The organism is Azonexus hydrophilus (assembly GCF_001956855.1).
Lineage (GTDB): Bacteria > Pseudomonadota > Gammaproteobacteria > Burkholderiales > Rhodocyclaceae > Azonexus > Azonexus hydrophilus_A.
Genome location: NZ_MTHD01000001.1, coordinates 409,013 through 433,663 on the forward strand (window position 1 = coordinate 409,013; position 24,651 = coordinate 433,663).

A 24,651-nucleotide genomic window follows, 5' to 3' on the forward strand; every position below is an offset into this window, starting at 1 on the left:
AGAACGTGAGCAGAAAAATTGGCGACGTCATCCTCGATCTGCAGAACATTTCGCTGCGTTTCGGTGGCGTCAATGCACTGACCGATATTTCCTTCGACGTCCGCGAGCATGAAGTGCGGGCGATCATCGGCCCCAACGGGGCGGGCAAGAGTTCGATGCTCAACGTCATCAACGGTGTCTATCACCCGCAGGACGGAAAGATCATGTACCGCGGCAAGGAGCGGAAGAAGATGGAGCCGCACATGGCGGCGAGCACCGGGATTGCCCGTACCTTCCAGAATATCGCGCTGTTCAAGGGCATGAGCGTGCTCGACAACATCATGACCGGGCGCAACCTGAAGATCAAAAGCAATCTGCTGCTCCAGGCCCTGTGGCTTGGTCCGGCGCAGAAGGAAGAAATCGAGCATCGCAAGAAAGTCGAGGAAATCATCGACTTCCTCGAAATCCAGCACATCCGCAAGACGCCGGTCGGCCGCCTGCCCTATGGCCTGCAAAAGCGCGTCGACCTCGGTCGGGCGTTGGCCATGGAACCGCAGATCCTGCTGCTTGACGAGCCGATGGCCGGCATGAACGTCGAGGAAAAGCAGGACATGTGCCGCTTCATCCTCGACGTCAATGACCAGTTCGGCACCACCATCGTGCTCATCGAGCACGACATGGGCGTGGTCATGGATATTTCCGACCGCGTGGTCGTACTCGACTACGGCAAGAAGATCGGTGACGGCGTACCGGACGAAGTACGTGCCAGTCCCGAAGTCATCAAGGCCTACCTGGGCGCCGGACACTAAGCGGAGCAGATCATGGGATTTTTCGTTGAAACACTGATTGGCGGCCTCATGGCCGGCATGCTGTACTCCCTGGTGGCATTGGGCTTCGTGCTCATTTTCAAGGCTTCCGGAGTATTCAATTTTGCCCAGGGCGCGATGGTGCTGTTCGCTGCGCTGGCGATGGCACGCTTTTCCGAATGGGCGAACATCGCATTGGGTGGTGACAACCTGTTCCTGGCCAACGTCATCGCCTTTTTTGCGGCCGGTGTCGTGATGTTCATTGCGGCCTGGGCCATCGAGCGCCTGGTGCTGCGCAACCTGGTCAACCAGGAAGGAGCGACCTTGCTGATGGCGACGCTGGGCATCGCCTACGTGCTGGAAGGCATCGGCCAGACGATCTTCGGCAGCGAGGTTTATCCGATCAACGTCGGCATGCCGAAGGACCCGGTGATCATGTTCGAGTCGCTGTTCGAAGGCGGCATCATGATCAACAAGGAGGACTTCATTGCCGCGCTGATCGCCGCCATCCTGGTCGCCGTACTCACCATCTTCTTCCAGAAGACACCGGTCGGCCGGGCGCTGCGGGCAGTGGCCGACGACCATCAGGCCGCCCAGTCGATCGGCATCCCGCTCAATCGCACCTGGGTCATCGTCTGGTTCGTTGCCGGCCTGGTCGCGCTGGTCGCCGGCATCATCTGGGGCTCCAAGCTGGGCGTCCAGTTCTCGCTGGCGACCGTCGCCATGCGAGCCCTGCCGGTCGTCATCCTCGGCGGCCTGACCTCGGTCCCGGGCGCCATCGTCGGCGGCCTGATCATTGGTGTCGGCGAAAAGCTCTCCGAGGTCTACCTCGGTCCCTATGTCGGCGGTGGCATCGAAATCTGGTTTGCCTACATGCTGGCCCTCGTCTTCCTGCTGTTCCGTCCGCAAGGGCTGTTCGGCGAGAAGATCATCGACCGCGTCTAACGGGGAGAGAACAAAGTGATTTATCGTGAAAACGGCCAGTTCAAGACAACGTATGCGGCCGATCAGCAAATCTTCACCATTGCCCAGGACAAGGTATTCGTCCTCGGCGTGATCGCCTTCGCCTTCATCGGCATTCCGCTGCTGGCCGACGAATACATGTTCCGGGCCATCCTGATCCCGTTCCTGATCCTGTCGCTGGCAGCACTCGGGGTCAATCTGCTGGTCGGCTATTGCGGCCAGATCACGCTGGGGGCGGGCGCCTTCATGGCGATCGGGGCGTATGCGGCGTACAACTTCATGATCCGCATCGACGGCATGCCGCTGATCTTCGGTCTGCTGCTCGGCGGGCTGGCGTCGGCCGGCATGGGTATCCTGTTCGGGATTCCAAGTCTGCGGGTGCGCGGCCTTTATCTCGCTGTGGCAACGCTGGCGGCACAGTTCTTCTGCGACTGGGCGTTCCTGCGGCTGGGCTGGTTCACCAACTATTCCTCCTCCGGCTCGGTGTCGATTTCCAATCTCAGCGTTTTCGGCTGGGGCATTGATTCGCCGCTGGAGAAATACCTGTTCTGCCTGTGCTTCATCGTGGTCTTTGCCTTCGTTGCCAAGAACCTGACCCGGGCCAGTATCGGTCGTCAGTGGATGGCCATCCGCGACATGGATGTGGCTGCCGAGGTGATCGGCATCCGGCCGATGTGGGCCAAGCTCTCGGCCTTTGCCGTCAGCTCCTTCTTCGTCGGTGTCGCCGGTGCGTTGTGGGGCTTTGTTCACCTGGGCTCCTGGGAGCCGGCGGCTTTCTCGGTCGACCGTTCTTTCCAGCTGCTTTTCATGGTCATCATCGGCGGCATGGGTTCGATCCTGGGCAGCTTCTTCGGCGCAGCCTTCATCGTTGTGCTGCCGATTTTCCTGAATCAGGTCCTGCCGGCACTGGGGCATCTGTTCGGTATCGAGATCTCGACTGCCGGCATCTCGCATGCCGAGCTCATCATCTTTGGTTCGCTGATCGTCTTTTTCCTGATCGTCGAACCGCATGGCCTCGCCCGTCTCTGGTCGATCGCCAAGGAGAAACTGCGTCTGTGGCCATTCCCCCACTGACGCGGCACGCGTAGTACCCACGCTTCACTAATAACAGGAGGAGACAACCCATGAAATTTCGTTCCCTGGCCCTTGCGGCCGCCATCGCCTCGGTTGGCCTGAGTGCCGCTGTCGTCAGTCCCGCTGCCTACGCCCAGGCAAAGGAGCAGTACTTCCCGGTGATCGTGTATCGCACCGGTGCCTATGCCGCCAACGGTGCACCTTGGGCCAACGGCTATGTCGATTACCTGAAGCTGGTCAACGCCAAGGGCGGCATCAACGGCGTCAAGGTATCGTTCGAAGAATGCGAGACCGGCTATGCCACCGACCGTGGCGTCGAGTGCTACGAGCGTCTGAAGGGTAAGGGCGCGACTGTCTTCCAGCCGCTGTCCACCGGTATCACCTTTGCCCTGACCGAAAAGGCGCCGATCGACAAGATTCCGGTCATCACCGCCGGTTATGGCCGCAGTGAATCGCAGAACGGTGCCGTATTCACCTGGAACTTCCCGCTGCTGGGCACTTACTGGGTCGGTGCCGACGTTGCCATCCAGCACATCGCCAAACAGGCCGGCGGCCTCGACAAGCTGAAGGGCAAGAAGATTGCACTGGTCTACCACGACAGTCCGTACGGCAAGGAGCCGATCCCGGCACTGCAGGAGCGCGCCAAGATGCATGGTTTCGACCTGCAGTTGCTGCCGGTTGCCCACCCGGGCGTCGAGCAGAAGGCGACCTGGCTGCAGATCCGTCGCGACCGCCCGGACAACGTGCTGCTATGGGGCTGGGGTGTGATGAATTCGACCGCGCTGAAGGAAGCCCAGGCAACCGGCTATCCGCGGGAAAAGATGCTGGGTATCTGGTGGGCCGGTGCTGAACCCGATGTCAAGGACGTTGGTGCCGGGGCCAAGGGCTACAGCGCGCTGACGCTGCAGCACGGCGCGGAGCCGAACAGCAAGGTGGTCAAGGACATGCTGGCGATGGTTCATGCCAAGGGCCAGGGGACCGGCCCGAAGGATGAAGTCGGTTCCGTGCTCTACATGCGTGGCCTGATTTCCGCGATGCTGGGTGTCGAAGGCGTGCGCAAGGCGCAGGAGCGCTATGGCAAGAAGGTCATGACCGGCGAGCAGGTTCGCTGGGGTCTGGAGAATCTCAATCTCGACCAGAAGATGCTTGATGACATGGGCTTTGCCGGCGTGATGCGGCCGGTCCAGACTTCCTGCACCGACCACCTGGGATCTTCCTGGGTACGTGTCCACACCTGGGATGGCGCCAAGTGGAACTTCACGTCCGACTGGTACCAGGCTGACCAGAAGGTGCTGCGTCCGATGGCGATGCTGGCTTCCGGCAAGTATGCCGAAGAGAAGAAGATCACGCCGCGTACGCCGGAGCAGTGCAAGCAGTAAGGTGAATCACGCCTGCGCCTCCGGGCGCAGGCGTTCTATTCGAGAGTCGACGATGAACGCTCCCAACACAGCATTCCTCAATGTGAACAACATCGAGGTCATTTACAACCACGTGATCCTGGTCCTCAAGGGTGTCTCGTTTTCCGTCCCGGAAGGGCGCATTGTTGCGCTGCTCGGCGGCAACGGTGCCGGCAAGACGACGACGCTGCGCGCCGTCAGCAACCTGCTGCACGGCGAACGCGGCGAGGTGACCAAGGGCTCGGTCGAGCTCAAGGGCGAGCGCGTCGAAGCGCTGACCCCGGGCGACCTGGTTCGCCGCGGCGTGGTTCAGGTCATGGAGGGCCGGCATTGCTTCGGTCACCTGACCATTGAAGAGAATCTCCTGACCGGTGCCTATACCCGCACCGATGGCAAGGCGGCCGTCCAGGAAACCCTGGACAAGGTCTATGACTTCTTTCCCCGGCTGAAAACCCGGCGGACCAGCCAGGCGGCCTATACCTCCGGTGGCGAGCAGCAGATGTGCGCGATCGGTCGCGCCCTGATGGCCAAGCCGAAACTGGTACTGCTCGACGAACCGTCGATGGGCCTGGCGCCGCAGATCGTCGAGGAAGTGTTCAGTATCGTCAAGCAACTGAACGAAAAGGAAGGCACGACTTTCCTGCTGGCCGAGCAGAACACCAGCATTGCCCTGCGCTATGCCGATTTCGGCTACATCCTGGAAAACGGCCGGGTGGTGATGGAAGGGGCGGCGGCCGATCTGCGCGATAACGAGGACGTCAAGGAGTTCTATCTTGGCCTGTCGTCAGCCGGGCGCAAGTCCTTCCGCGAGGTCAAGCACTATCGCAGAAGAAAGCGGTGGCTTTCGTGAGCTACTACGATCCGCTGGAAACCCGCGATCCCGAGGAGCGCGAAGCGCATCTGATGGACCGGCTGGCGCGTCAGGTGGGGCATGCGAAGGAAACGACGCACCACTACTTCCAATTGCTGGCCGGCATCAATCCGTTCGACTGCGCCAGCCGCGAGGCACTGGCGAAGTTGCCGCTGACCCGCAAGCGCGACCTGATCGATCTGCAGAAACAACACCCGCCGTTCGGCGGCCTGAACGCCTTGCCGCGTTCCCGGGCCAAGCGGGTGTTTGCTTCACCTGGACCGATCTACGAACTGCAGGGCATGGAAACCGACCACTGGCGCATGGCCCGCGTGCTGTACGCCGCCGGTTTTCGCCATGGTGACCTGATCCACAACTGTTTTTCCTACCACTTCACGCCGGGTGCCTTCATTTTCGAGGGTGGCGCCCGCAAGCTGGGTTGTTCGGTCTTTCCAGGCGGTACCGGACAGACCGAGCAGCAGGTCCAGGCGATGGCCGATTTACGTCCGGACGGTTATGTCGGGACGCCGTCCTTCCTGCGCATCATCATCGAAAAGGCCGAGGAAATGGGGGCGGATCTCGGTTCGCTGAAGAAAGCTTGCGTTTCCGGCGAAGCGCTGCCTGGCGTCACGCGTACCTGGCTGGGCGAGCGCGGCATTACCGTGCGCCAGTGTTACGCGACCGCCGATATTGGTGTCATCGCCTATGAAACCGAGGCGGAAGAAGGGCTGGTCGTCGAAGAGGACGTGCTGGTCGAGATCGTCCGCCCGGGAACCGGCGACCCGGTTGCCGATGGTGAAGTCGGTGAGGTGGTGGTAACCACTTTCAATGCCGATTATCCATTGATCCGTTTTGCCACCGGCGACCTGTCGGCGATCATGCCCGGGCGCTCGCCCTGCGGGCGCAGCAATATCCGCTTGCGTGGCTGGCTTGGTCGGGCCGACCAGACGACCAAGGTCAAGGGCATGTTCGTGCATCCCGAGCAGGTCGCAGAAATTGCCCGGCGCAATCCGGAAGTGTCGCGCCTGCGTCTGGTGGTGGACAACCCGGATGCCCAGGACCGGATGGTGCTGCATTGTGAAGCAGCGGATGCGGTCGGCGGACTCAGGGAGAAGCTGGTCGATGCGCTGCGCGAACAGACGAAATTGCGCGGTACGGTCGAATTTGTTGCACCGGGGGGCTTGCCGAATGATGGAAAGGTGATCGAAGATAAGCGGGTCTATTGACCTGGAATCCTGTGATGCGTGTTTTAGCCTTCGCACTGGCCGTGCTGGCCCTGCCGGCAGTGGCCGACGAGCCCGCCTTGCGACCCTCCGCCGGGCTGTTGTTCAAGCATCCGGACCTGTTGCGCCCGGGTACCTGCGTCGTCTATCGGGAAGGCGGTGCCGGCTGGATACTGACCGAGCCGCTGTTCTTCCTGAAGGGGAAAGTCCTCGGTGCGGCGGTCAGTACCCGACAACTGGGGCAGTGCCCGGTGGTGCCGGGCAAGACCGTTGATCAGTACAACCGTGAGGAATTCGTCCGCCACGTGCGGGCGACCCCTTGCCTGGCACCCGGCGTGCCGGATCGCGACGAGCAGATCGGCATGGTCCGCGTCAGCGTCAGCGACTGGGAAACGCCGCATGTGCGCAAGGCGGAGAACGCCGGTCGCCTGTATCGCGGCATGTTCCTCGACCGGCCGCTGGAGAAGGGCATGGAAATCGAGCTCGAGGCCGACCTGCTCGGGGCCTGCGAGCCGTAACAGGATCAGTCGCCGCTGCTGGGGCGAGCCAGTGAAACGGCACCCAGCGCGACCAGCCGTGTAATTTCCGCTGCCGACAGTCCCAGCGTCGCCAGGCGTTCCTGGGTGTGTTCGCCGAGCAAGGGCGGCGGGTTGCTGACCGATGCGGGCGTTCGTGACAGGCGTGGGGCCGGGGCCGGCTGGCGGACGCCGGCAATGTCGATGAAGGCTTGACGCGCCTGGTTGTGCGGGTGTTCCGTCGCCTCTTTCATGGTCAGCACCGGCCACACGCAATCGTCGCTGTCGGCGAACAGCTTTTCCCAGTAGATGCGCGGTTGACCGCAGAATATTGCGGTCAGCCGGCGTTTCATCGCCGGCCAGCGCGTGGTGTCGTACTGGGCGCCGGAAAAATCCGGGTCGTCCGCCAGACCCAGACGCTGGATGAAGGTCGCGTAGAACTGCGGCTCCAGCGGGCAGACGCTGAGCCACAGGCCGTCGGCGCAGGCATAGACATCGTAGAACGGGGCACTCGAATCGATCGCGCATTGACCCTGCCACTCGCCCAGCGCGTCGAGATTGAACAGGCCGTGCGCGAGCAGTGCCGCACCTTCGCACATCGCCGCATCGATCACCTGCCCCTGGCCGCTGCGCTGCGTTTCGAGCAGTGCACAGGCGATGCCCCAGGCCAGCACCAGGCCGCCGCCTCCCATGTCGCCGACCAGCGTCGGTGGCGCCCACGGGGCGCCACCGTGCCGGCGTCCGCTGTCGAGCACACCGGCCAGCGCGGCGTAGTTGGCGTCGTGGCCGGCGCGCGGCGCCAGCGGACCATCCTGTCCCCAGCCAGTCATGCGCCCGTAGATCAGGCGTGGATTCAGCGCCAGGCATTCGTCCGGACCGAAGCCGAGGCGTTCCATGACCCCGGGCCGAAAACCCTCGATCAGCACGTCGGCGTCGGCGATCAGCTTGTGTACCAGCGGTCGGGCTTCCGGACTCTTCAGGTCGATGCACAAGGATTTCTTGCCGCGATTGGCCACCGCCTTGCGCCCGCCGCCGAACAACTGCGAGGCAAAGGTGCCGCCGGCACGCTCGAGCAGCGTTACCTCGGCCCCCATGTCGGCGAGTAGCATGCCGCAGAACGGGCCGGGGCCGATGCCGGCGAATTCGACGACCTTGATGCCGGCCAGCGGGCCGCGCTTTTCCTGAGTCCGGACTGTCTCCATGGTTCTCTCTTTTTCTCGTCAAAAGGGCTGTCGACCGCAGTATCGCACGTCGGCGTTTGCCTGCGGCAGCGGCCTTCGGGCATGATTCGGGGCTTCCGGAGGATGGTTATGAAAAGCAGAATCGACGAGTTGCTGGCCCGTATCGAGGCCTTGCAGAATGAACTGGAGGGCGAGTATCTCAAGACGCGCGAGGAGTGGGCGCGCAAGAAAGCCGAGCTGGCCGACGAACTGGCCCGCCAGCAGCGCCGCTACAAGACCGGGCTGTTCCGCTTCCTCATCCGCTCGCGCATCCTGGTCCTGCTGACCGCGCCGGTGATCTACGCCGGCTGGATTCCCTTCCTGCTGATGGACCTGTTCGTCACGCTGTACCAGACGATCTGCTTTCCGGTGTATCGCATTCCGCGGGTCCGGCGTGGCGACTACATTGTCTTTGATCGCGCCGATCTGCCTTACCTGAACCTGGTCGAGAAGTTCAACTGCTTCTACTGCTCATACGGCAACGGCGTTGCCGCCTATACGCGGGAAGTGGCGGCGCGGACCGAGCAGTACTGGTGCCCGATCAAGCACGCACGGCGGATCAAGGCGGCGCATGACCGCTATCCGAAGTTCTTCGATTATGGCGACGCCGAAGCCTTTCAGCAGGGGCTGAATCGCTTGCGCCGCCAGTACGACGAGCCGACTGACGGCGACGGCAAGCAGCCCTAGCCCCGGCGCCCGAACAAGCCCTTGACTGCTTCCTGCAGATCGGCCGGCAGCACGACGACCTTGGCATTGTCCTTCTCGCCCATGCGCTCCAGCGCGGCGATGTACTTTTCGCCGAGCATGTAGGACATCGGGCCGGTCTGGTCGCCGATGGCGGCAGTGATGCGGCGGATCGCTTCGGCTGAGGCCTCGGCCAGCATGACCTGGGCGTCGGCGTCGCGCTTGGCCGATTCCAGCCGTGCTTCAGCTTCGAGGATGGCCGCCTGCTTGGCGCCTTCGGCCCGGATGACGACAGCCTTGCGTTCGCGTTCGGCCGCCGCCTGCATTTCCATCGCCTTCTGCATCGACGGTGACGGCTTGATGTCCTGGATTTCCACCGACTTCACCGTCAGGCCCCAGTCGACGGCCTCGTCGGCGATGCTTTCGCGCAGCCGGGCCTTGATCTTGTCGCGCGATGACAGTGCCTCGTCGAGCTCCATTTCGCCGACGATCGAACGCAGCGTGGTCATGATCAGGTTGCGGATGGCTTCGGAAAAATCGGTGATGCCATAGACCGCCTTGACCGGATCGGTGACCTTGATGAAGGCGATGGCATTGGTCAGGATCACCGCATTGTCGCGGGTGATCACTTCCTGTTCCTGGACGTCGAGGATGATGTCCTTGGTGACCAGTTGATAAGCGATCTTGTCGATGTAGGGAATGACCACGTTGAGACCGGGCTTGAGCGTGCCATGGTATTTGCCCAGCCGCTCGACGATCCATTCCTCGCCCTGCGGCACGATGCGCACGCCCTTGGCGATGGTGACGACGACAAAGACCAGTAGTACCAGACTGACGATGAGTCCTGCTTCCATGTTTTACTCCCGGGTTTTTGCAACTTTGAGAAAACTGCCTTCGACGCCGACAACGCGGACGCGCTCGCCGGCAGGGATGGCGTCATCGGCCAGACAGATCCATTCGTCCGAGCCGAGCAGGGGGCGCTGGAAACGGACCTTGCCCTTGCCGAAGGGCACGATGGCGCTGACCAGCAAGCCGATTTCGCCAATGGCTTCACCATCGGCGGTGCCGCTGCGGGTCCGATCGAAGTTCTGCTTGAAGACCCGGAACCAGAGTATGACCATGGCCAGCGAGGCGACGATCCAGAGCATGACTTGTGCGGTCGACGACAGATCCGGGGCAAAAACCAGCAGGCCGCCGACGAGCAGCGCGCCGAGGCCGAACCAGATGACGTAGAAGGCCGGTATGGCCAGTTCGGCGAGGGTCAGCAATATGCCGACGACGATCCAGTGCCACCATTCAGGATGCATGTTGATCTCCATGTGTGTCGAGTATTTCGGGTTTGCCGGAGCGGGTCAAGGCGAATTGTGGTTTTCACGGATTATTGGCGGTTGACCGCAGGATTAGAATCGACGCATGCAAACCGTCCTGCTGCTGCTCCCCGATTTTGCCCTGATCCTGCTCGGCGCCATGATCCGGCGCTGGATGCATCTGGGCGACCATTTCTGGAATGGCGTCGAGAAACTGGTCTATTTCATCCTCTTCCCGGCCCTGCTGGTCAATGCCATCCTGCGCACGACGCTTGACCTGGGCGCTGCCATGCCGCTGCTGGCTACGGCCTTCGCCGCGATGTTCGGCGGCATGCTGCTGGCGCTGGTGCCGAAACTGTTCACCCGGATGCCGGCGCTGACCTACGCGTCGATGTTCCAGTGCGGCTACCGGTTCAATTCCTATATCGCGCTGGCCGTCGCCGGTATGCTTTTCGGCTCGCCCGGCATCGCCACCATGGGCCTGATCGTCGGTGCCGCCGTACCTTTCGCCAACCTGGCCTCGGTCTGGATGCTCGCCCGTCACGGCAATGTCGGCCTGTGGCGCGAAGTGGCGCGCAATCCACTGATCTGGGCGACCGCAACCGGCTTCGTGCTCAACCTCGCGGGCTTCGTGCCGCCGGCACCATTGCAGTCTTTTCTCGGTCGTCTGGCCGATGCCTCGATCGCCCTCGGCCTGATCACCGTCGGCGCGGCGCTGCGCCTGGACGGCACCAGCGGTGTCCGGCTGTTCTCGGGCTGGCTGCTCGCCGTCAAGCTGCTGGCTCTGCCGCTGATCGCGGTCGGTGTTGGCAGCCTGCTTGGCTTGTCGGGCCTGTATTTCCAGGTGGTGGTGCTGTTTGCCGCGATGCCGACGGCGTCGTCGGCCTACATCCTGGCGATGCGCATGGGGGGCGACGGCCGCAGCGTCGCCTGGCTGATTTCGGCAAGCACGCTGGCGGCGATGCTCACGCTGCCGCTATGGGCAGCGTGGCTGATCGGCTGACTACTTTTTTGCGGTCGACCGCTTGGCCTTGGGTTTTTCCGTTTCCGCCTCGACGGCCTGGGCTGCGGCTTCGGCATTCTGCTGCATCTGCTCGCGCATCTGCTGCATCATCTGCCACGGCCACATCGCCGCTTCGGACAGGCCGCCCGGCGCTTCCGCCGGGGCTGCTTCGGGGGCCGGCTCCTCGTTCATCTTGCGCGCGGCATCGGTGGCCATCTGGCCCATCGCCTGCACGGTGCTGACGGTGGTACGCTGCATCTCCAGGCCCTGAATGGTCATCTGCAGCATCGAGAGATTCATGCGTAGCCAGCCTTCAACCGCCTTCAGGTCCTTGATGCGCTTGTCGAGTTCTTCAAGGTCGAATGTCGGCGCGACCATGCCGGGAAGGGAGAAGCCCATGTTGCCCCACATGTTGCGCATGAAATTGAGCGGATCGTTTGCTTGTTGGTCAGCCATGTCTCTCTCCTTCGGGTTGTATTCAACGATCTTAAACCACTTTGTAACGCAAAATGATAAATTAGCCGCCGTTATGAAAGGGGAATAGATGCTTAAATTGCTCGTGGTGGAAGATCATGCGCTGGTCCGGGAGGGCCTGGTCGGATTGCTGTCGCAGATCGAGGAGGGCGCCAGCGTTTTTGAAAGCGCCGATTTCGAGAGCGCGCTGGGGGTGCTCGACAGCGAAGGCGACTTCGACCTGGTCCTGCTCGACCTGGCACTGCCCGGCATCGACGGCTTCGCCGGTCTCGACATCCTGCGCCGACGTTATCCGGCGATGCCGGTGGCGGTCGTTTCCGCCTTCGACGACATGCCGACGGTGACACGCGTGATCAATCTCGGTGCTTCCGGATTCATTCCCAAGGCGCTCAACGGCGAATGCCTGCTGCAAGCCGTGCGCGAGGTGCTGGCCGGCAACATCTTCCGGCCGAGCGGTCAAGCCCTGGCCCGGATGGACGACGCCGTGCCGGTGCCGCCATCGAGCGTCAGCGTCCGGCCCGAGGATATCGGCCTGACCGATCGCCAGGCGCAGGTGCTGTGTCTGATGGTCCGTGGCTTGTCGAACCGGGATATCGCCGAACAGCTGGATCTTTCCGAAGGTACCGTGAAGATCCACGCGACGGCGGTATTCAAGGCGCTGGGCGTGAACAGCCGGACGCAGGCGCTGGTGACAGCCGCACGCTACCGCATCGACTTCGCCGACGTTTTCTAGACGGTTTGTGCCGCCGCCGGGTTGCGCGAGGAACTGGCGCGCAACAGGGCGCGCAGGCGGGCCGGACGCAGCGGCAGGGTCAGGGTATGGGTGCCGCGCGGTGCTGCCGTTGCCGGATTGCTGCCGAGAACGATCAGCGCCATTTCCGGATCGATGTCCGGGATGCTGTCGGCGTCGCAGATGACGATGGTGTCGCTGCGCAGCCGCTCGACCGATTGGCGGTCGCCGCTGCTGGTTTCGTAATGCCACGAGGTGATCAGTTCCCGGCAGGCGGCAAGTTCGGCCGAGTTGCCGATCAGGTGCACCAGGCCGACGCTGGCTTTCTGGCGCTGGCTGCTGCTCGCGATACTCTTTTCCCGGGCGACCAGCAGACCGAATCGGGTTCCGTTGCCGATCTGCGAAGCCAGTGTGACCTGGATGTCCAGCCCCTTGGCCAGGCGTTCGACAATGGACAGGCCGAGGCCGAGGCCGCCGTCGTGTTCGCGGGCAACATTGGCAACCTGGAAAAACTCGGCAAACACGGCGGTCCGGTATTCCCGGGCGATGCCGATGCCGCTGTCGCGGACTTCGATGCGCACCTTGTCGCCCTGCAGACGGGCGCCGACGAGTACCGAGCCGCCGGCTGGCGTGTAGCGCAGTGCGTTGGAAATCAGATTGCCGATCATGCGTTCGAGCAGGCGCGGGTCGGTACGCAGGTACAGGCGGGTCGGATGGAAACGCAGGCGTAACTGCTGGGCATCGGCCTGGCGGTGGAAGGCGTCGTGCAGGTGACGGAAGACCGCGTCGAGCGGAAAGGCCTGGATGTCGGCCCGGACACCATCGATATCAAGGCGCGAAATGTCGAGCAGGGCGTTGAGCATTTCGCCCAGCGTCTGGGTCGAGGCGCTGATCTGTTCGGCAATGCGGGGAACTTCGCGCAGGCGGCCGGCACTGGCCTGGCGCAGCAGGTCGGTGGTGAACAGCGACAGCGCGTGCAGCGGTTGTCGCAAGTCGTGGCTGGCTGCAGCCAGAAAGCGGCTTTTTGCTGCATTGGCCCGTTCTGCCGCATCCTTTTCAGCCGCCAGCGCTGCGGTGGCAGTGTCGATCCGGTCTTCCAGCTGATCGCGGCTTTCGGCCAGCGCTTCGGCCATGGCGCGCAATTCGCCGACCTGGCGGCGGACCAGCAGGGCACCGAAGAACAGCAGTGCGCTGAGCATGGCGCCGAGCGTACCGATCTCGAACAGCCGGTTGTACCAGTTGGTCAGCACCGATTCGGTCGGCATGATGGCGACCAGGCGCAGATCGGAAAAGCCCGGTACCGGCGAGGTCGAGATCAGGAGTCCGTTGCCGCGGGCCAGGCCGGTTTCCGGGATCCGCCCGGCCGGCCGGCCGCCAAACAGGATGTCACCGGCCGGCCGGCCGAGAATGCCGGAGTGTGTGCTGAGGTCGGCGGGGCGGCAGGAGGCGATGACTTCGCCCCGGAGATTGGTCAGCACCGCATCGAAATTGTCCGACAGGCGGTTGGCCCAGCAGAAATCCTGCATGTAGGCCGGTTCGATGGCGGCGAAGGCGGCGCCGGCGAAACGTTTTTCCGGACCGTTGATGCGGTGCGCGATGGCGTAGGTGTAGCGTCCCGAGTTGCGCCCGACATAGGGGCCGAAAGTGGACCACAGGGCGCCGTTTTCCAGCGTGATGAAATAGGGGCGGTCGCGGACGTTGATCGGCGGCGGCGGAAAATAGGTCGAGATGAACCGCTGGTTGCCCTGTTCGTCGAAGACGATCAGGTCGCGCAACTGCGGCATCGCGCGCGAGTGGCGCTGGGCGATGTATTCCCAGCCGCGCACGGACTCCCATTCGGGCCAGTCGATGCGGTTGCTGGAGAGGTCGGTGGCGACTTCCTTGACCAGTACGTCGACGGCCTCGAAGGAGCGCGCCGTGTGTTCGGCCATCATCACCGTGAACTGCTGCAGGCGTTTTTCGCCGCTGTCGATGTCGCGCTGGTAGGACAGCGTCAGGTCGGTCAGGAAGACGAGCAATACCGTCAGTGTCCCCGCCAGGGCAACGATCAGGGCGAGCTTTTCCGGCTTGCGTGTAAGCATTTCAGGTCAGATGCGGTAGCAGTAAAGCGGTCGCGGCGGCGTGCAGTCGACCTCGATGACCTTCAGCGGCACTTCGCCGGGTACCGGGAAACTGTTGCTGACGAACAGGCTGCCCGGCTTCATCTCGGCTTTCACCTTTTCCCACAATTCGGGCATCGGGGCCGGCGAGAGGAAGGCGTAGACCAGGTCGTGGTTGTGCAGCGGTGTTGCCCACAGGTCGTCCCAGCGCCAGTCCAGGTTGCTGCGGCCGACGCCGAGGATGCGACCGGCCAGCCAGGTCAACGGGGCGTTCTCGACGCCGGTGAAGTGCTTGTCCGGCCAGCGGTCGGCGAGCGGGATGACGGTGCTGCCGAGGCCGGCGCCGAGGTCGAGGAAATGTTCCGCTTCTTCCTTGCCCAGCAACTCGTCGAGGGCGGCGACGGTTTCGCGGTTGGACAGGTAGAGCGGCACCTGGCCGCTCAGCGCGCCGCGATAGACCAGCAGCAACAGCACGAAGGCGAGCAGGAACCAGCCCGGGTCGATGGCCAGGCTGTAGGTCACCCAGACCAGCGGCATGAAAAATGCGTGGATGACGCGCCACCACCATGGCTGGCGGCTCAGCGTGGCCAGCGCCAGCGCAACGGCGCCGATCAGCAGGCTGGTCTGCAGCCAGGGCATGGCTTCCGCCTGCCAGCCGTAATACGGCCAGGCGACGGAGAGGACGAGGATGACGGCAGCCCCCTGCAGGGCGAATTGACGCTTGGGTGTGGCAGACATGGCGAGATTCTAAGGGAAATATGTCGGCGAAATCAGTTTTGCCGGCTCATGCGTGGTTTTTGCCGTTTTATTGCGGTCGACCGCAATAATCGACAGTTTATGGCGCATGGCCGAGAACGCCGCGCAGCAAGTCGATGAAGGCGGTGGTGCGTGCCGGCAGCAGACGGCGGCCGGGCGTGACGCACCACAGCGTGATGCCGGGAAGTTGCCAGTCGGGCAGTACGCGGCGGAGCAGTCCTTCGGCAACCCGCGTGCCGGCAAAGCGCTGGTCCAGGGCGACGATGCCCAGGCCATGCGCCGCCAGGTCGCGCTGCAGCGCCGGCGAATTGGCGGCTAGCGGCCCGTTCGGCATGCCTTCCCAGGATTCGTCGCCGCGCGACAGGCGCCACGGAATGGCCTCGCCGTTGCCGCCGATCAGGCCGAGGCACACATGCCGCGCCAGATCGTCCGGGCTCGTTGGCTCGCCGTAGCGCGCCAGGTAGGCCGGGCTGGCGTAGAGGCGGTTGTCCAGCCGGCTGATCTGGCGGGCGACCAGGCCGGCATCGTCGGGCAGGCGGCTGGCGGCGCGGATGGCGATGTCGAAACGCTCGGCCAGCAGGTCCACGCGTCGGGGCGACAGGTCGAGTTCGAGCCGCACTTCCGGGTAAGTGGCGGCGTATTGCAGCAGCAGGCGGGTCAGGTCGAGCTCAACGAAATCCGGCGGCATCGACACGCGCAGCACGCCGCGCGGCGTCGCCTGCCGGTGCTGGGCGATGGCAGTCGCTGCCTCGGTTTCCTCGAGCAGTCGCTTGGCGTGATCGAGGATGCGCTCGCCGAATTCGGTGATGCTCAGGCGCCGCGTGCTGCGGCTGAGCAGGCGCTCGCCGAGTTTTGCCTCAAGCGCGGTCAGCCGCCGCGACAGCGTCGACCTGGGCAGCCCGGCGCGCTCGGCGGCGCGCGCGAAACTGCCGGTCTCCATGATCAGGGCGAACAGCAGCAGATCGTTGGCATCCAGCTTCATGTCTTGGCCATTGGTTCAATAATGGAACAATGTTACCCATTTCAACGGCTTCTGGCGCGGCATTGTTGCAAATATCATCTGCTCCATGGTGTCGGCTAGGCCGAAACCGAAACCTCAACCCCACGGAGAAAAATCATGAAGATCCTGCAAATCAACGCCAGCGCCCGCTCTGCCGGCGCCAACTCGACCCGTCTCGCCGACGCAGTGACTGCCCGTCTGCTGGCTGCCAACCCGCAGGCTGTCGTCGAACTGCGCGACCTCGCCGCCAACCCGCACCCGGTACTCGACGAGCCGGCCCTGGGCGCGTTGTTCACCCCGGCCGATCAGCGCACCCCGGCGCAGGCTGACCGGGTCGCGCTCGACGATGCGTTGATCGCCCAGGTTCAGGCTGTCGATGTGATCGTACTCGGCGTGCCGATGTACAACTTCGGCGTCCCTGTGCAACTGAAGACCTGGATCGACGCCATCGCCCGCGCCGGCGTCACCTTCCGCTACACCGCCAACGGTCCGGAAGGCTTGCTCAAGGGTAAGAAGGTCTACGTTGCGCTGGCGCGCGGCGGTCTCTACCGCGACACCCCGGCCGATTCGCAAGTGCCCTACCTGAAGAGCGTGCTCGCCTTCCTCGGTCTGACAGATGTCGAGTTCATCTACGCCGAAGGCCTGGCGCTGGGCGCGGAATCCGCCGACAAGGCGTTTGCCGAAGCCGATGCGCATCTCGACCAACTTTTTGCCTGAACCGGCGTCTGACCAGAGCCGGTTCGTTAACAGGAGCATGAGCATGAGCCAAACATCCACCGCCTTCCGTGGTGTCGAACGTCTCGTCGCAGGGCAGCAGACCGCCGACGGCGCAGGCGTGCGCCTGACCCGCGTGCTGACCCAGAACCTGCAACGTCGTCTCGATCCCTTCCTGATGCTCGACGCCTTCCGCAACGAAAACCCGGACGACTACATCGGCGGCTTTCCCGACCATCCGCACCGCGGTTTCGAAACCATCACCTACATGCTGGCCGGGCGCATGCGCCATCACGACAGCGCCGGCAACCAGGGCCTGCTCGGCCCCGGCGGCATGCAGTGGATGGTCGCCGGTAGCGGCCTGATCCATTCCGAACTGCCGGAGCAGGAATCCGGGCTGATGGAAGGTTTTCAGCTGTGGCTGAACTTGCCGGCGGCGGACAAGATGATGGCGCCCAACTACCGCGACGTGCCGTCGGCGGCGATCCCGGAATACACCAGCGCCAGCGGTGTGCACGTCCGCGTCATTGCAGGCGAAAGCCACGGCACGGTCGGTGCGGTACAGCGACCGGTGACCGAGCCGCTCTACCTCGACATCCACCTGCTGGCCGGCAGCCGCTTCGAGCAGGCCATTCCAGCCGGGCACAATGCTTTTGCCTATGTCTATCGCGGCCGGGCCGAAATTGCCGGTACTGCGGTCGACGACCGTCAGATGGCAATTTTGGCCAACGATGGCGCGGCTGGCGTGGTCATCGAGGCGCCGGTGGACAGCCGCCTGATCCTCGTCGCCGGCCACCCGCTGGATGAGCCGATCGCCCAGTACGGGCCGTTCGTGATGAACACCGCCGAGCAGATCGAGCAGACCTTGCGCGACTACCGGGACGGCAAGTTCGAGGCGGCGGTGGTGCAGGCGCTATAGCCGGCTGCAGACTGCGGGTAGCGTTTAACCCCGGTCGAGGCGAATGGCGTTGAGGTCTTCTTCGACGTCGCACTGAAGCTCTGCCAGTTCTTCTTCGTCGAAGTTCAGGTAGTTCAGTGCGGCGGCGCCATGCGCCATCCATTCCGCCTCGTCCGGCACATCGAGAAAACGCGCGATCAGGTGGTCGGCAAGCAGGGAGATGGCGGTCAGCGCACGCACCTCGTCGCTCACACTTGATGAGGTGTCGGCAAGGATTTCAAAATTGTGATGCATGCGGATCGCCTTCACGATCAGCTCCGGCAAATGCCAGTTGTGGGCGAGCATGGCGCCAACCGCCACATGGTCCGTGCCATGCCGCTCGGTTTCCACTTCCCAGACCGCCCTGGCCGAACGGTTGGCCAGCAGCAGCGTCTCCTTGTAGTCGGCAAAACGCTGCATCAGGATGGGAATGCCGCAATCATGGAAGAGACCGAAGGTATAGGCGTCTTCCCGGGTAATGCCGGGTACTCGCCGCGCCAGCCGGGTCGATACGGTCGCGTGGTAATTCGAGCGTTCCCAGAAGCGTTCCATGCTGACGCTGACGTCGTCGGGGGATAGCGAACGTTTCAGTGCCAGGCCGTTGACGATGCACAGGATGTTCTTCAAGCCAAGCACCGCCGCCGCTGTTTGTACCGTCTCGACCTTGTTGCGCAGCGCGAAGATCGGCGAATTGGCAGTCTTCATCATCGACGCTGCCAGGCCAAGATCGCCGGTAATCAGACGGATGATCTTGTTGAAATCGACTTCCGGGCGGCGTGCCTCGTCGAGCAGCGCGGCGACCACCACTGGGCAGGGTGGAATGAATATGGTCTTGAGAATATCGGAAACCGACTCGGCGGCAACTTCGGTATTGACGGCTTTATTGAGCATCTGCATGGCAACAACCTCCGGAAATAACGAACCATTCGGAGATCAAGGGCATCGTGCCCGCGTGCTGCCATAAAGCCATATTGGCGACCCCACTATCATCGAACCAAGATCCTGGTTCATTAGACTGGAAGCTTTGCGTCCCCGCCTTTCGACGGGTTTGCCCTGATCAATGAAACGTCATGGTAACTGCAGTTGTTGTCATGCTTTTGCGCTAAATCAAACAATATTGAGCGCTAGTGAAAAACAGCCGTCTGGTGATCAGCTGGAACGCAGGTTGCGTTGAACTCAGGGAGGCTGCGCGCTGCAATCGCACGCCTCCCTTGGCAAGTTCCTGAAGTGCTGGTTATTTCGGAGCCTGGCGCAACTGTTTTCGCTTCCTGTCAGCCTGCTCGGCGGCAAGCTGGCGCACCGGGCCAAAACCCCTGACCGCTTCCGGCCAGGTGGCAAGGGCCAGGCGTTCGGGGCCGGGGGCTTGTCCGGAAATACTGTCGAGGTCGGCTTCGTAGTCGGCCAGCAGTTGGCGGTCAAGTCGACTTTCCTCGCTGTTTTTCCACGGGTCGAGCCAGGTGCCGCGCCAGCGGCGGGCCAGGCTCAGGGCGCGCAGTACGGGCAGCAGCCAGGGACCGAAGCGGATTTTCTTCGGCCGGCCGTCGGGGCAGCTGCCGCTCAGGCCGGGCGGGGCCAAGTGGAAGTTGAGGCGCAGTTCGCCGTCGAAGCGCTGGTTCAGGCTGTCGAGGAAATCGGTTTGTGTATACAGGCGGGCGACTTCCCAGGCGTCCTTGGGGGCGAGCAGACGGGCGTACTGGGTGGCGACGGCGCGGGTCAGGGCGTCGTCACCGAGCTGGCGGATGGCTTCGATCCGGCGGCCATAGCGCTCAGCCAGGTGGCTGTCCTGGTAGGCGGTAAGGTGTTCGCGGCGGCTGGCGATCAGTTCGTCCAGCGTCTGTTCGGCGCTGCCGGGGCGGGTGGTTTTTGCCCCGGCGATGGCGTCGACCGCAGCAGGCTGGGCGGCGGCGCGACGGCCCCACATGAAGGCCTGGCGGTTGGCATCGATGGCCGTGCCGTTGAGTTCGATGGCGCGGTCGAGGGCGGCAGCGGATACCGGGACCAGTCCCTTTTGCCAGGCGTAGCCGAGGAGCAGCATGTTGGCGTAAAGCGCATCGCCCATCAGCGCGCTGGCCAGATGATTGCTGTCGATGAACTGGATCTGCTCGCGCCCCAGGGTGTCGGTAAGTTGCTGCTGCAGGCCGGTTTGCGGGAAGTGCCAGTCGCGGTTGCGGGTGAATTCGGCGGTCGGGGTTTCGGTGCTGCTGACCACCGCGCGGGTCCGGCCTTCGAGCATTTTGGCCGTCGCTTCCGGGCTGGCGCTGACAACCAGGTCGCCGCCGAGCACGGCGTGCGCTTCGCCGGTGGCGATGCGGGCGGCGTGGATGTCTTCGGGGCGGTCGGCAATGCGCAGGTGCGAGAAGACGGCGCCGTATTTCTGCGCCAGGCCGGTCATGTCCAGTGTCGAGATGCCCTTGCCGTCGAGGTGGGCGGCCATGCCGACCAGGGCGCCGAGGGTGATCACGCCCATGCCGCCGACACCGGTGATCAACAGGTTGTACGGCTGTTCGGTCGATGGCAGTTGCGGCGCCGGCAAAATTGCCCAGTTGTTGGCGTCGACCGCAGTCGTGCTGCCTTTCTTTGGTATCGCCCCGTCGATGGTGACGAAGCTTGGGCAGAAGCCCTTGAGGCAGGAGAAATCCTGATTGCAGGATGACTGGTCGATCTGGCGCTTGGTGCCGAAGGCGGTTTCGACCGGTACCACCGACAGGCAGTTGGATTGCACCGAACAGTCGCCGCAGCCTTCGCAGACGGCTTCGTTGATGACCACGCGTTTGCTCACCGCCGGCATTTTGCCGCGTTTGCGCCGGCGGCGGGCTTCGGTGGCGCAGACCTGGTCGTAGATCAGGATCGAAACGCCGGGAAACTCGCGCAGTTCGCGCTGGACGGCGTCGAGTTCGTCGCGATGGCGGACTGGAACCGCATTTCCTCCCGGTCGGGCGAGATCGGTGATCTGCGCGTATTTCTCTGGTTCGGCAGCGACGATGATCATCTTGCCGACGCCTTCTGCTTCCAGCTGCCGGGTGATGCGGGCGACGCTGAGAATGCCATCGACCGGCTGGCCGCCAGTCATCGCGACGGCGTCGTTGTAGAGAATCTTGTAGGTGATCGGCACTTTCGCCGCGATTGACTGGCGGATGGCGAGCAGTCCGGAATGAAAATAGGTGCCGTCGCCGAGGTTGGCGAAGATGTGCTTTTCCTCGGTGAACGGCGCCTGGCCGACCCAGGGCACGCCTTCGCCGCCCATGTGGGTGAAGGTCGCAGTCGAGCGATCCATCCACGTCACCATGTAGTGGCAGCCGATGCCGGCGACGGCGCGCGAGCCTTCCGGCACTTTGGTGGACGTGTTGTGCGGGCAGCCCGAGCAGAAGTGCGGCTTGCGTTCGGCCAGCACGATCGGCGTCTTTGCTGCCTGCTGCTTGGCTTCGATCAGTTGCAGCCGCGCTTGGATGGCCGGCGAGGTGAAGAAGCGGCCGATGCGCCGGGCGATGACACGGGCGATGACGGCCACCGGCAGTTCGCCGGCGGCCGGCAGCAGCCAGTCGCTGTGCGCCAGGTAACCGCCTTCGCCGCCTGCGGTCCACTCGCCTTTTTCATCGAATTTGCCGACGATGCGCGGGCGGACATCGTCGCGCCAGTTGTACAGCTCTTCCTTCAACTGGTATTCGAGCAGTTGCCGCTTTTCCTCGACGACCAGGATTTCCTCCAGGCCTTCGGCAAAGTGGCGCACGCCTTCCGGTTCCAGCGGCCAGACCATGCCGACCTTGTACAGCCGGATGCCGATCTGCGCGGCCAGCGCCTCGTCGATGCCGAGTTCGTCGAGCGCCTGGCGCACGTCAAGGTAGCTTTTGCCGGCGGTGAGAATGCCGAGGCGGGGCGTTGGCGAATCGATGATCACGCGATCAAGCTTGTTCGCCCGGCAGTAGGCCAGCGCCGCGTACAGCTTGTGGTTGAGCAGGCGGGCTTCCTGAACCAGCGGCGGGTCCGGCCAGCGGATGTTGAGACCGTCGGCCGGCAGGCTGAAATCGGTGGGGATTTTGATGTCGACCGCACTCAGATCGATATTCACCGAGGCCGAGGTTTCGACGGTGTCGGCCAGCGCCTTGAACGCCACCCAGCAGCCGGAATAGCGGCTCATCGCCCAGCCGTGCAGGCCGTAGTCGAGATATTCCTGGACGTTGGCCGGGTACAGCACCGGCATCATCACCGCCTTGAAGACGTGTTCAGTCTGGTGCGGCAAGGTCGAGGATTTGGCCGCGTGGTCGTCACCGGCGATGACCAGTACGCCGCCAAACTGCGCCGAGCCGGCAGCGTTGGCATGGCGGAAGACATCGCCGCAGCGATCGACGCCCGGCCCCTTGCCGTACCACATGCCGAATACGCCGGCGTATTTCGCGCCGGGGAACAGCCCGACCTGCTGGCTGCCCCAGACGGCGGTGGCGGCGAGGTCTTCGTTGACGCCGGGCTGGAAGGTGATGTGGTGGTCGGCGAGGTGCGCCTTGGCTTTCCACAGGCCGAGATCGAGATTGCCCAGCGGACTGCCGCGATAGCCGGAAACGAAACCGGCGGTATTCAGTCCGGCAGCGAGATCGCGTTCGCGCTGCAGCATCGGCAGGCGGATCAGCGCCTGGGTGCCGGTCAGGAAGACGCGGCCGGTGTTGCGGGTGTACTTGTCATCCAGCGTCGCGGATACCGACGCCGGCAAATCGGGCTTGCCCATGTTTTGTCTCCATTTTTTCTCGGCCTTGTGGGCCGGTTACTGTGTTCCCGCACACCGGGGGTGGTGGTGTTCGGGCGTTGGAGATTGGAGTATCGGGGAGGGGGGATGGTTCGGGCAATAAGGGTTTTTGCTGAGGGTTCCGCGCTTGAGGCGCGTCTTACTTTCTTTTGCTTCGCCAAAAGAAAGTAAGCAAAGAAAAGGCGACCCTGGGTCGGTGCCGGCTGCGCCGGTTCCCTGCGCTACTCGAAACGCCGGGCGGCTGCGCAACTCGGGGCTGCGCCCCTCAAACAGTGCTCGCCGACTGCCCCCGGCGTTCCTGCGTTGCTCGGCACCTCCCAAGGGGCCCGGAAAGGCGTCCGGGCTCAGCGGACGGAACTGATTTTTGGGCTTTTTTGCTTGTTGACCGCAATATTCAATACAAAAGCTTGCTGCTTGATCTGCGACGCATTTGGGGCCCCCATGTGCAGCGCCGAGCAACGGAGCTGGCGGCGGAAAAAGGGCGAGGACTGTCTGAGCCGCGTAGCGGCGAGTTCCGCAGCCCCCGCCGACAGCGAGTAGCGCAGGGGAGTCGGCGCAGCCGACCGCGTAACCTGGGGTCGCCTTCTTCTTTGCTTACTTTCTTCTTGGCGAAGCAAGAAGAAAGTAAGACGCCCTCAGGCGGAACCCCCAGCCAATTCAAGAATCCCCTACGGCAAAACCTTCCCCGGATTCAACAATCCCGCCGGATCAAGCGCCCGCTTCACCGCCCGCATCACCTCAACCGCCACCTCACCATGCTCGGCAACAAGATATTTCCGCTTGCCCAGCCCGATGCCATGCTCGCCAGTGCAGGTGCCTTCCATCGCAATCGCCCGTTCGACGACGCGCCGGCTGATCCAGGCGGCTTCTTCCATTTCCTTGATGTTGTCGGGATCGACCAGCACGACGAGGTGGAAATTGCCGTCGCCGACATGGCCGAAGAGTGCGATCGGGATGCTGACCTGGGCGATGTCCTCGTTGGTTTCTGCGATGCATTCGGCCAGCCGCGAGATCGGCACGCAGACGTCGGTCGGGAAGCAGCGGCAACCGGGTTTCAGCTGCAGGCAGGCGAAGTAGGCGTCGTGGCGGGCCTGCCACAGGCGCGTGCGGTCTTCCGGCCGGGTTGCCCACTCGAAGTTGGCGCCGCCGAGATCGCCGGCGATGGCTTGCACGGTTTCGGCCTGTTCCTCGACCCCGGCGGGGCTGCCGTGAAATTCGAAGAACAGCGTCGGCGCTTCCGCCAGCGTGGTCTTGCTGAACTGGTTGATGGCCTTGAGTGACAGCGCATCGAGCAGTTCGATGCGTGCCACCGGCACGCCGAGCTGGATGGTCTGGATCACCGTCTGCACCGCTGATTCGATGTCGGGAAAGGTGCACACCGCGGCCGAGATGGCTTCGGGAATCGGGTACAGCTTGACGGTCAGTTCGGCCATGATGCCGAGCGTACCTTCCGAGCCGACCAGCAGCCGGGTCAGGTCGTAGCCGGCCGACGACTTGCGGGCGCGGCCGCCGGTTTTCATGACGCGGCCGTCGGCGAGCACCGTCGTGGTCGCCAGCACGTTGTCCTTCATCGTCCCGTAGCGCACGGCGTTGGTGCCCGAGGCACGGGTCGCCGCCATGCCGCCGATGGTCGCGTCGGCGCCGGGGTCGATCGGGAAGAACAGGCCGCTGCCTTTGAGCGCGTCGTTCAACTGCTTGCGCGTGACGCCGGCCTGCACCGTTGCGTCGCCGTCTTCGGCGTGGATCGCCAGCACCTGGTTCATGCCGGAGAGGTCGAGCGAGATGCCGCCGCCCGGTGCCAGTACGTGGCCTTCGACCGAGCTGCCGACGCCGTAGGGAATGAGCGGCACACCGTGCGCGGCGCAGAGTTTTACGGTCGACACGATTTCTTCGATGTTTTCCGCGAGCACGACGCCGTCCGGCATCTGTGGCTGATGTACGGATTCGTCGCGGCCATGCTGCAGGCGGGTCGATTCGCCTTGCGAGAAGCGTTGTCGGAATAGCGTCCTGAGGGCGTTGCACAGGGCTTCGGGAAGTCTTGAGGTCATCGTTGTCAGGGGGAAATGTGCGGCCGGCAACGCTATCACAAGTCATCCGTCCGTGCGCTGGCAGGCGGAACGGCGCCAAATTACGCCTTGACGTTGGACTATCGTGTGCGCAGAATCGACATCTGTTGTTTTGACCC

General features: G+C 63.5%; 22 protein-coding genes and 1 riboswitch. Of the genes, 12 read left to right on the plus strand and 10 right to left on the minus strand.

What is annotated here, in order from left to right; translation table 11 throughout:
- Positions 1-5: 5 nt before the first annotated feature.
- Genes BJN45_RS01925 through BJN45_RS01955 form a run of 7 tightly spaced genes read left to right on the plus strand, consistent with a single transcriptional unit; the run spans position 6 to position 6,810 of the window.
- Positions 6-788: an ABC transporter ATP-binding protein gene (locus BJN45_RS01925; RefSeq protein WP_076091514.1), complete on the plus strand. Its 783-nt coding sequence runs from the start codon at positions 6-8 to the stop codon at positions 786-788.
- Positions 789-800: 12 nt separating this feature from the next.
- Complete coding sequence (locus BJN45_RS01930) at positions 801-1,730, plus strand: branched-chain amino acid ABC transporter permease (RefSeq protein ID WP_076091516.1); 930 nt, start codon at positions 801-803, stop codon at positions 1,728-1,730.
- 15 nt (positions 1,731-1,745) lie between these two features.
- Positions 1,746-2,822 (plus strand): branched-chain amino acid ABC transporter permease, encoded by a 1,077-nt coding sequence (locus BJN45_RS01935; protein WP_076091518.1) that lies wholly within the window; start codon positions 1,746-1,748, stop codon positions 2,820-2,822.
- 50 nt (positions 2,823-2,872) lie between these two features.
- Positions 2,873-4,201 (plus strand): ABC transporter substrate-binding protein, encoded by a 1,329-nt coding sequence (locus BJN45_RS01940; RefSeq protein WP_076091520.1) that lies wholly within the window; start codon positions 2,873-2,875, stop codon positions 4,199-4,201.
- A 52-nt stretch (positions 4,202-4,253) separates the two neighbouring features.
- Positions 4,254-5,069, plus strand: a complete 816-nt coding sequence (locus BJN45_RS01945) for an ABC transporter ATP-binding protein (protein ID WP_076091522.1) — start codon at positions 4,254-4,256, stop codon at positions 5,067-5,069.
- Positions 5,066-6,295 carry a phenylacetate--CoA ligase family protein gene (locus BJN45_RS01950; RefSeq protein ID WP_205750528.1) on the plus strand — a complete coding sequence of 410 codons (1,230 nt, stop codon included), beginning with the start codon at positions 5,066-5,068 and terminating at the stop codon, positions 6,293-6,295. Before BJN45_RS01945 ends, BJN45_RS01950 begins: the two co-directional genes overlap by 4 nt.
- Before the next feature lie 14 nt (positions 6,296-6,309).
- Positions 6,310-6,810, plus strand: a complete 501-nt coding sequence (locus BJN45_RS01955) for a hypothetical protein (protein WP_076091524.1) — start codon at positions 6,310-6,312, stop codon at positions 6,808-6,810.
- Between the two features lie 5 nt (positions 6,811-6,815).
- On the opposite strand, the gene BJN45_RS01960 is transcribed toward BJN45_RS01955, so the two are convergent.
- Complete coding sequence (locus BJN45_RS01960; RefSeq protein WP_076091526.1) at positions 6,816-8,009, minus strand: CaiB/BaiF CoA transferase family protein; 1,194 nt, start codon at positions 8,007-8,009, stop codon at positions 6,816-6,818.
- 108 nt (positions 8,010-8,117) lie between these two features.
- Between BJN45_RS01960 and BJN45_RS01965 the strand changes: the two genes are divergently transcribed.
- A complete protein-coding gene (locus BJN45_RS01965) occupies positions 8,118-8,714 on the plus strand; it encodes a hypothetical protein (protein ID WP_076091528.1) in 597 nt (198 codons plus the stop codon).
- Here BJN45_RS01965 and BJN45_RS01970 read toward each other — a convergent pair.
- Together BJN45_RS01970 and BJN45_RS01975 are read right to left on the minus strand one after the other, a co-directional pair.
- A complete protein-coding gene (locus BJN45_RS01970) occupies positions 8,711-9,565 on the minus strand; it encodes an SPFH domain-containing protein (RefSeq protein ID WP_076091530.1) in 855 nt (284 codons plus the stop codon). The genes BJN45_RS01965 and BJN45_RS01970 overlap by 4 nt on opposite strands.
- A 3-nt stretch (positions 9,566-9,568) precedes the next feature.
- Positions 9,569-10,018, minus strand: coding sequence for an NfeD family protein (locus BJN45_RS01975; protein ID WP_083650815.1), 450 nt, complete (start codon positions 10,016-10,018; stop codon positions 9,569-9,571).
- Positions 10,019-10,124: 106 nt separating this feature from the next.
- On the opposite strand from BJN45_RS01975, the gene BJN45_RS01980 reads away from it, so the two are divergent.
- Positions 10,125-11,021: an AEC family transporter gene (locus tag BJN45_RS01980; RefSeq protein ID WP_076091534.1), complete on the plus strand. Its 897-nt coding sequence runs from the start codon at positions 10,125-10,127 to the stop codon at positions 11,019-11,021.
- Here BJN45_RS01980 and BJN45_RS01985 read toward each other — a convergent pair whose 3' ends face one another.
- Positions 11,022-11,477, minus strand: a complete 456-nt coding sequence (locus BJN45_RS01985; RefSeq protein ID WP_076091536.1) for a PhaM family polyhydroxyalkanoate granule multifunctional regulatory protein — start codon at positions 11,475-11,477, stop codon at positions 11,022-11,024.
- 88 nt (positions 11,478-11,565) lie between these two features.
- On the opposite strand from BJN45_RS01985, the gene BJN45_RS01990 reads away from it, so the two are divergent.
- On the plus strand, positions 11,566-12,228 hold the full coding sequence (locus tag BJN45_RS01990; protein WP_076091538.1) for a response regulator transcription factor: 663 nt from the start codon (positions 11,566-11,568) through the stop codon (positions 12,226-12,228).
- On the opposite strand, the gene BJN45_RS01995 is transcribed toward BJN45_RS01990, so the two are convergent.
- The 3 genes from BJN45_RS01995 to BJN45_RS02005 form a co-directional block, all read right to left on the minus strand.
- Positions 12,225-14,306 carry an ATP-binding protein gene (locus BJN45_RS01995; RefSeq protein WP_076091540.1) on the minus strand — a complete coding sequence of 694 codons (2,082 nt, stop codon included), beginning with the start codon at positions 14,304-14,306 and terminating at the stop codon, positions 12,225-12,227. The genes BJN45_RS01990 and BJN45_RS01995 overlap by 4 nt on opposite strands.
- Positions 14,307-14,312: 6 nt before the next feature.
- A complete protein-coding gene (locus tag BJN45_RS02000; RefSeq protein ID WP_076091542.1) occupies positions 14,313-15,062 on the minus strand; it encodes a class I SAM-dependent methyltransferase in 750 nt (249 codons plus the stop codon).
- A gap of 97 nt (positions 15,063-15,159) precedes the next feature.
- Positions 15,160-16,062 carry a LysR family transcriptional regulator gene (locus BJN45_RS02005; RefSeq protein WP_076091544.1) on the minus strand — a complete coding sequence of 301 codons (903 nt, stop codon included), beginning with the start codon at positions 16,060-16,062 and terminating at the stop codon, positions 15,160-15,162.
- Positions 16,063-16,197: 135 nt separating this feature from the next.
- Here BJN45_RS02005 and BJN45_RS02010 point away from each other — a divergent pair, with 135 nt between their 5' ends.
- Together BJN45_RS02010 and BJN45_RS02015 are read left to right on the plus strand one after the other, a co-directional pair.
- Positions 16,198-16,797, plus strand: a complete 600-nt coding sequence (locus BJN45_RS02010; protein ID WP_076091546.1) for an FMN-dependent NADH-azoreductase — start codon at positions 16,198-16,200, stop codon at positions 16,795-16,797.
- Between the two features lie 37 nt (positions 16,798-16,834).
- On the plus strand, positions 16,835-17,713 hold the full coding sequence (locus BJN45_RS02015) for a pirin family protein (RefSeq protein ID WP_430793409.1): 879 nt from the start codon (positions 16,835-16,837) through the stop codon (positions 17,711-17,713).
- A gap of 24 nt (positions 17,714-17,737) precedes the next feature.
- On the opposite strand, the gene BJN45_RS02020 is transcribed toward BJN45_RS02015, so the two are convergent.
- The 3 genes from BJN45_RS02020 to BJN45_RS02030 form a co-directional block, all read right to left on the minus strand.
- On the minus strand, positions 17,738-18,628 hold the full coding sequence (locus BJN45_RS02020; protein ID WP_076091550.1) for an HDOD domain-containing protein: 891 nt from the start codon (positions 18,626-18,628) through the stop codon (positions 17,738-17,740).
- A gap of 73 nt (positions 18,629-18,701) precedes the next feature.
- Positions 18,702-18,794, minus strand: a riboswitch (cyclic di-GMP riboswitch).
- A gap of 171 nt (positions 18,795-18,965) precedes the next feature.
- Positions 18,966-22,448, minus strand: coding sequence for an indolepyruvate ferredoxin oxidoreductase family protein (locus BJN45_RS02025; protein WP_076091552.1), 3,483 nt, complete (start codon positions 22,446-22,448; stop codon positions 18,966-18,968).
- Positions 22,449-23,134: 686 nt separating this feature from the next.
- Positions 23,135-24,514 (minus strand): FAD-binding oxidoreductase, encoded by a 1,380-nt coding sequence (locus BJN45_RS02030; RefSeq protein ID WP_076091554.1) that lies wholly within the window; start codon positions 24,512-24,514, stop codon positions 23,135-23,137.
- Positions 24,515-24,651 lie beyond the last annotated feature (137 nt).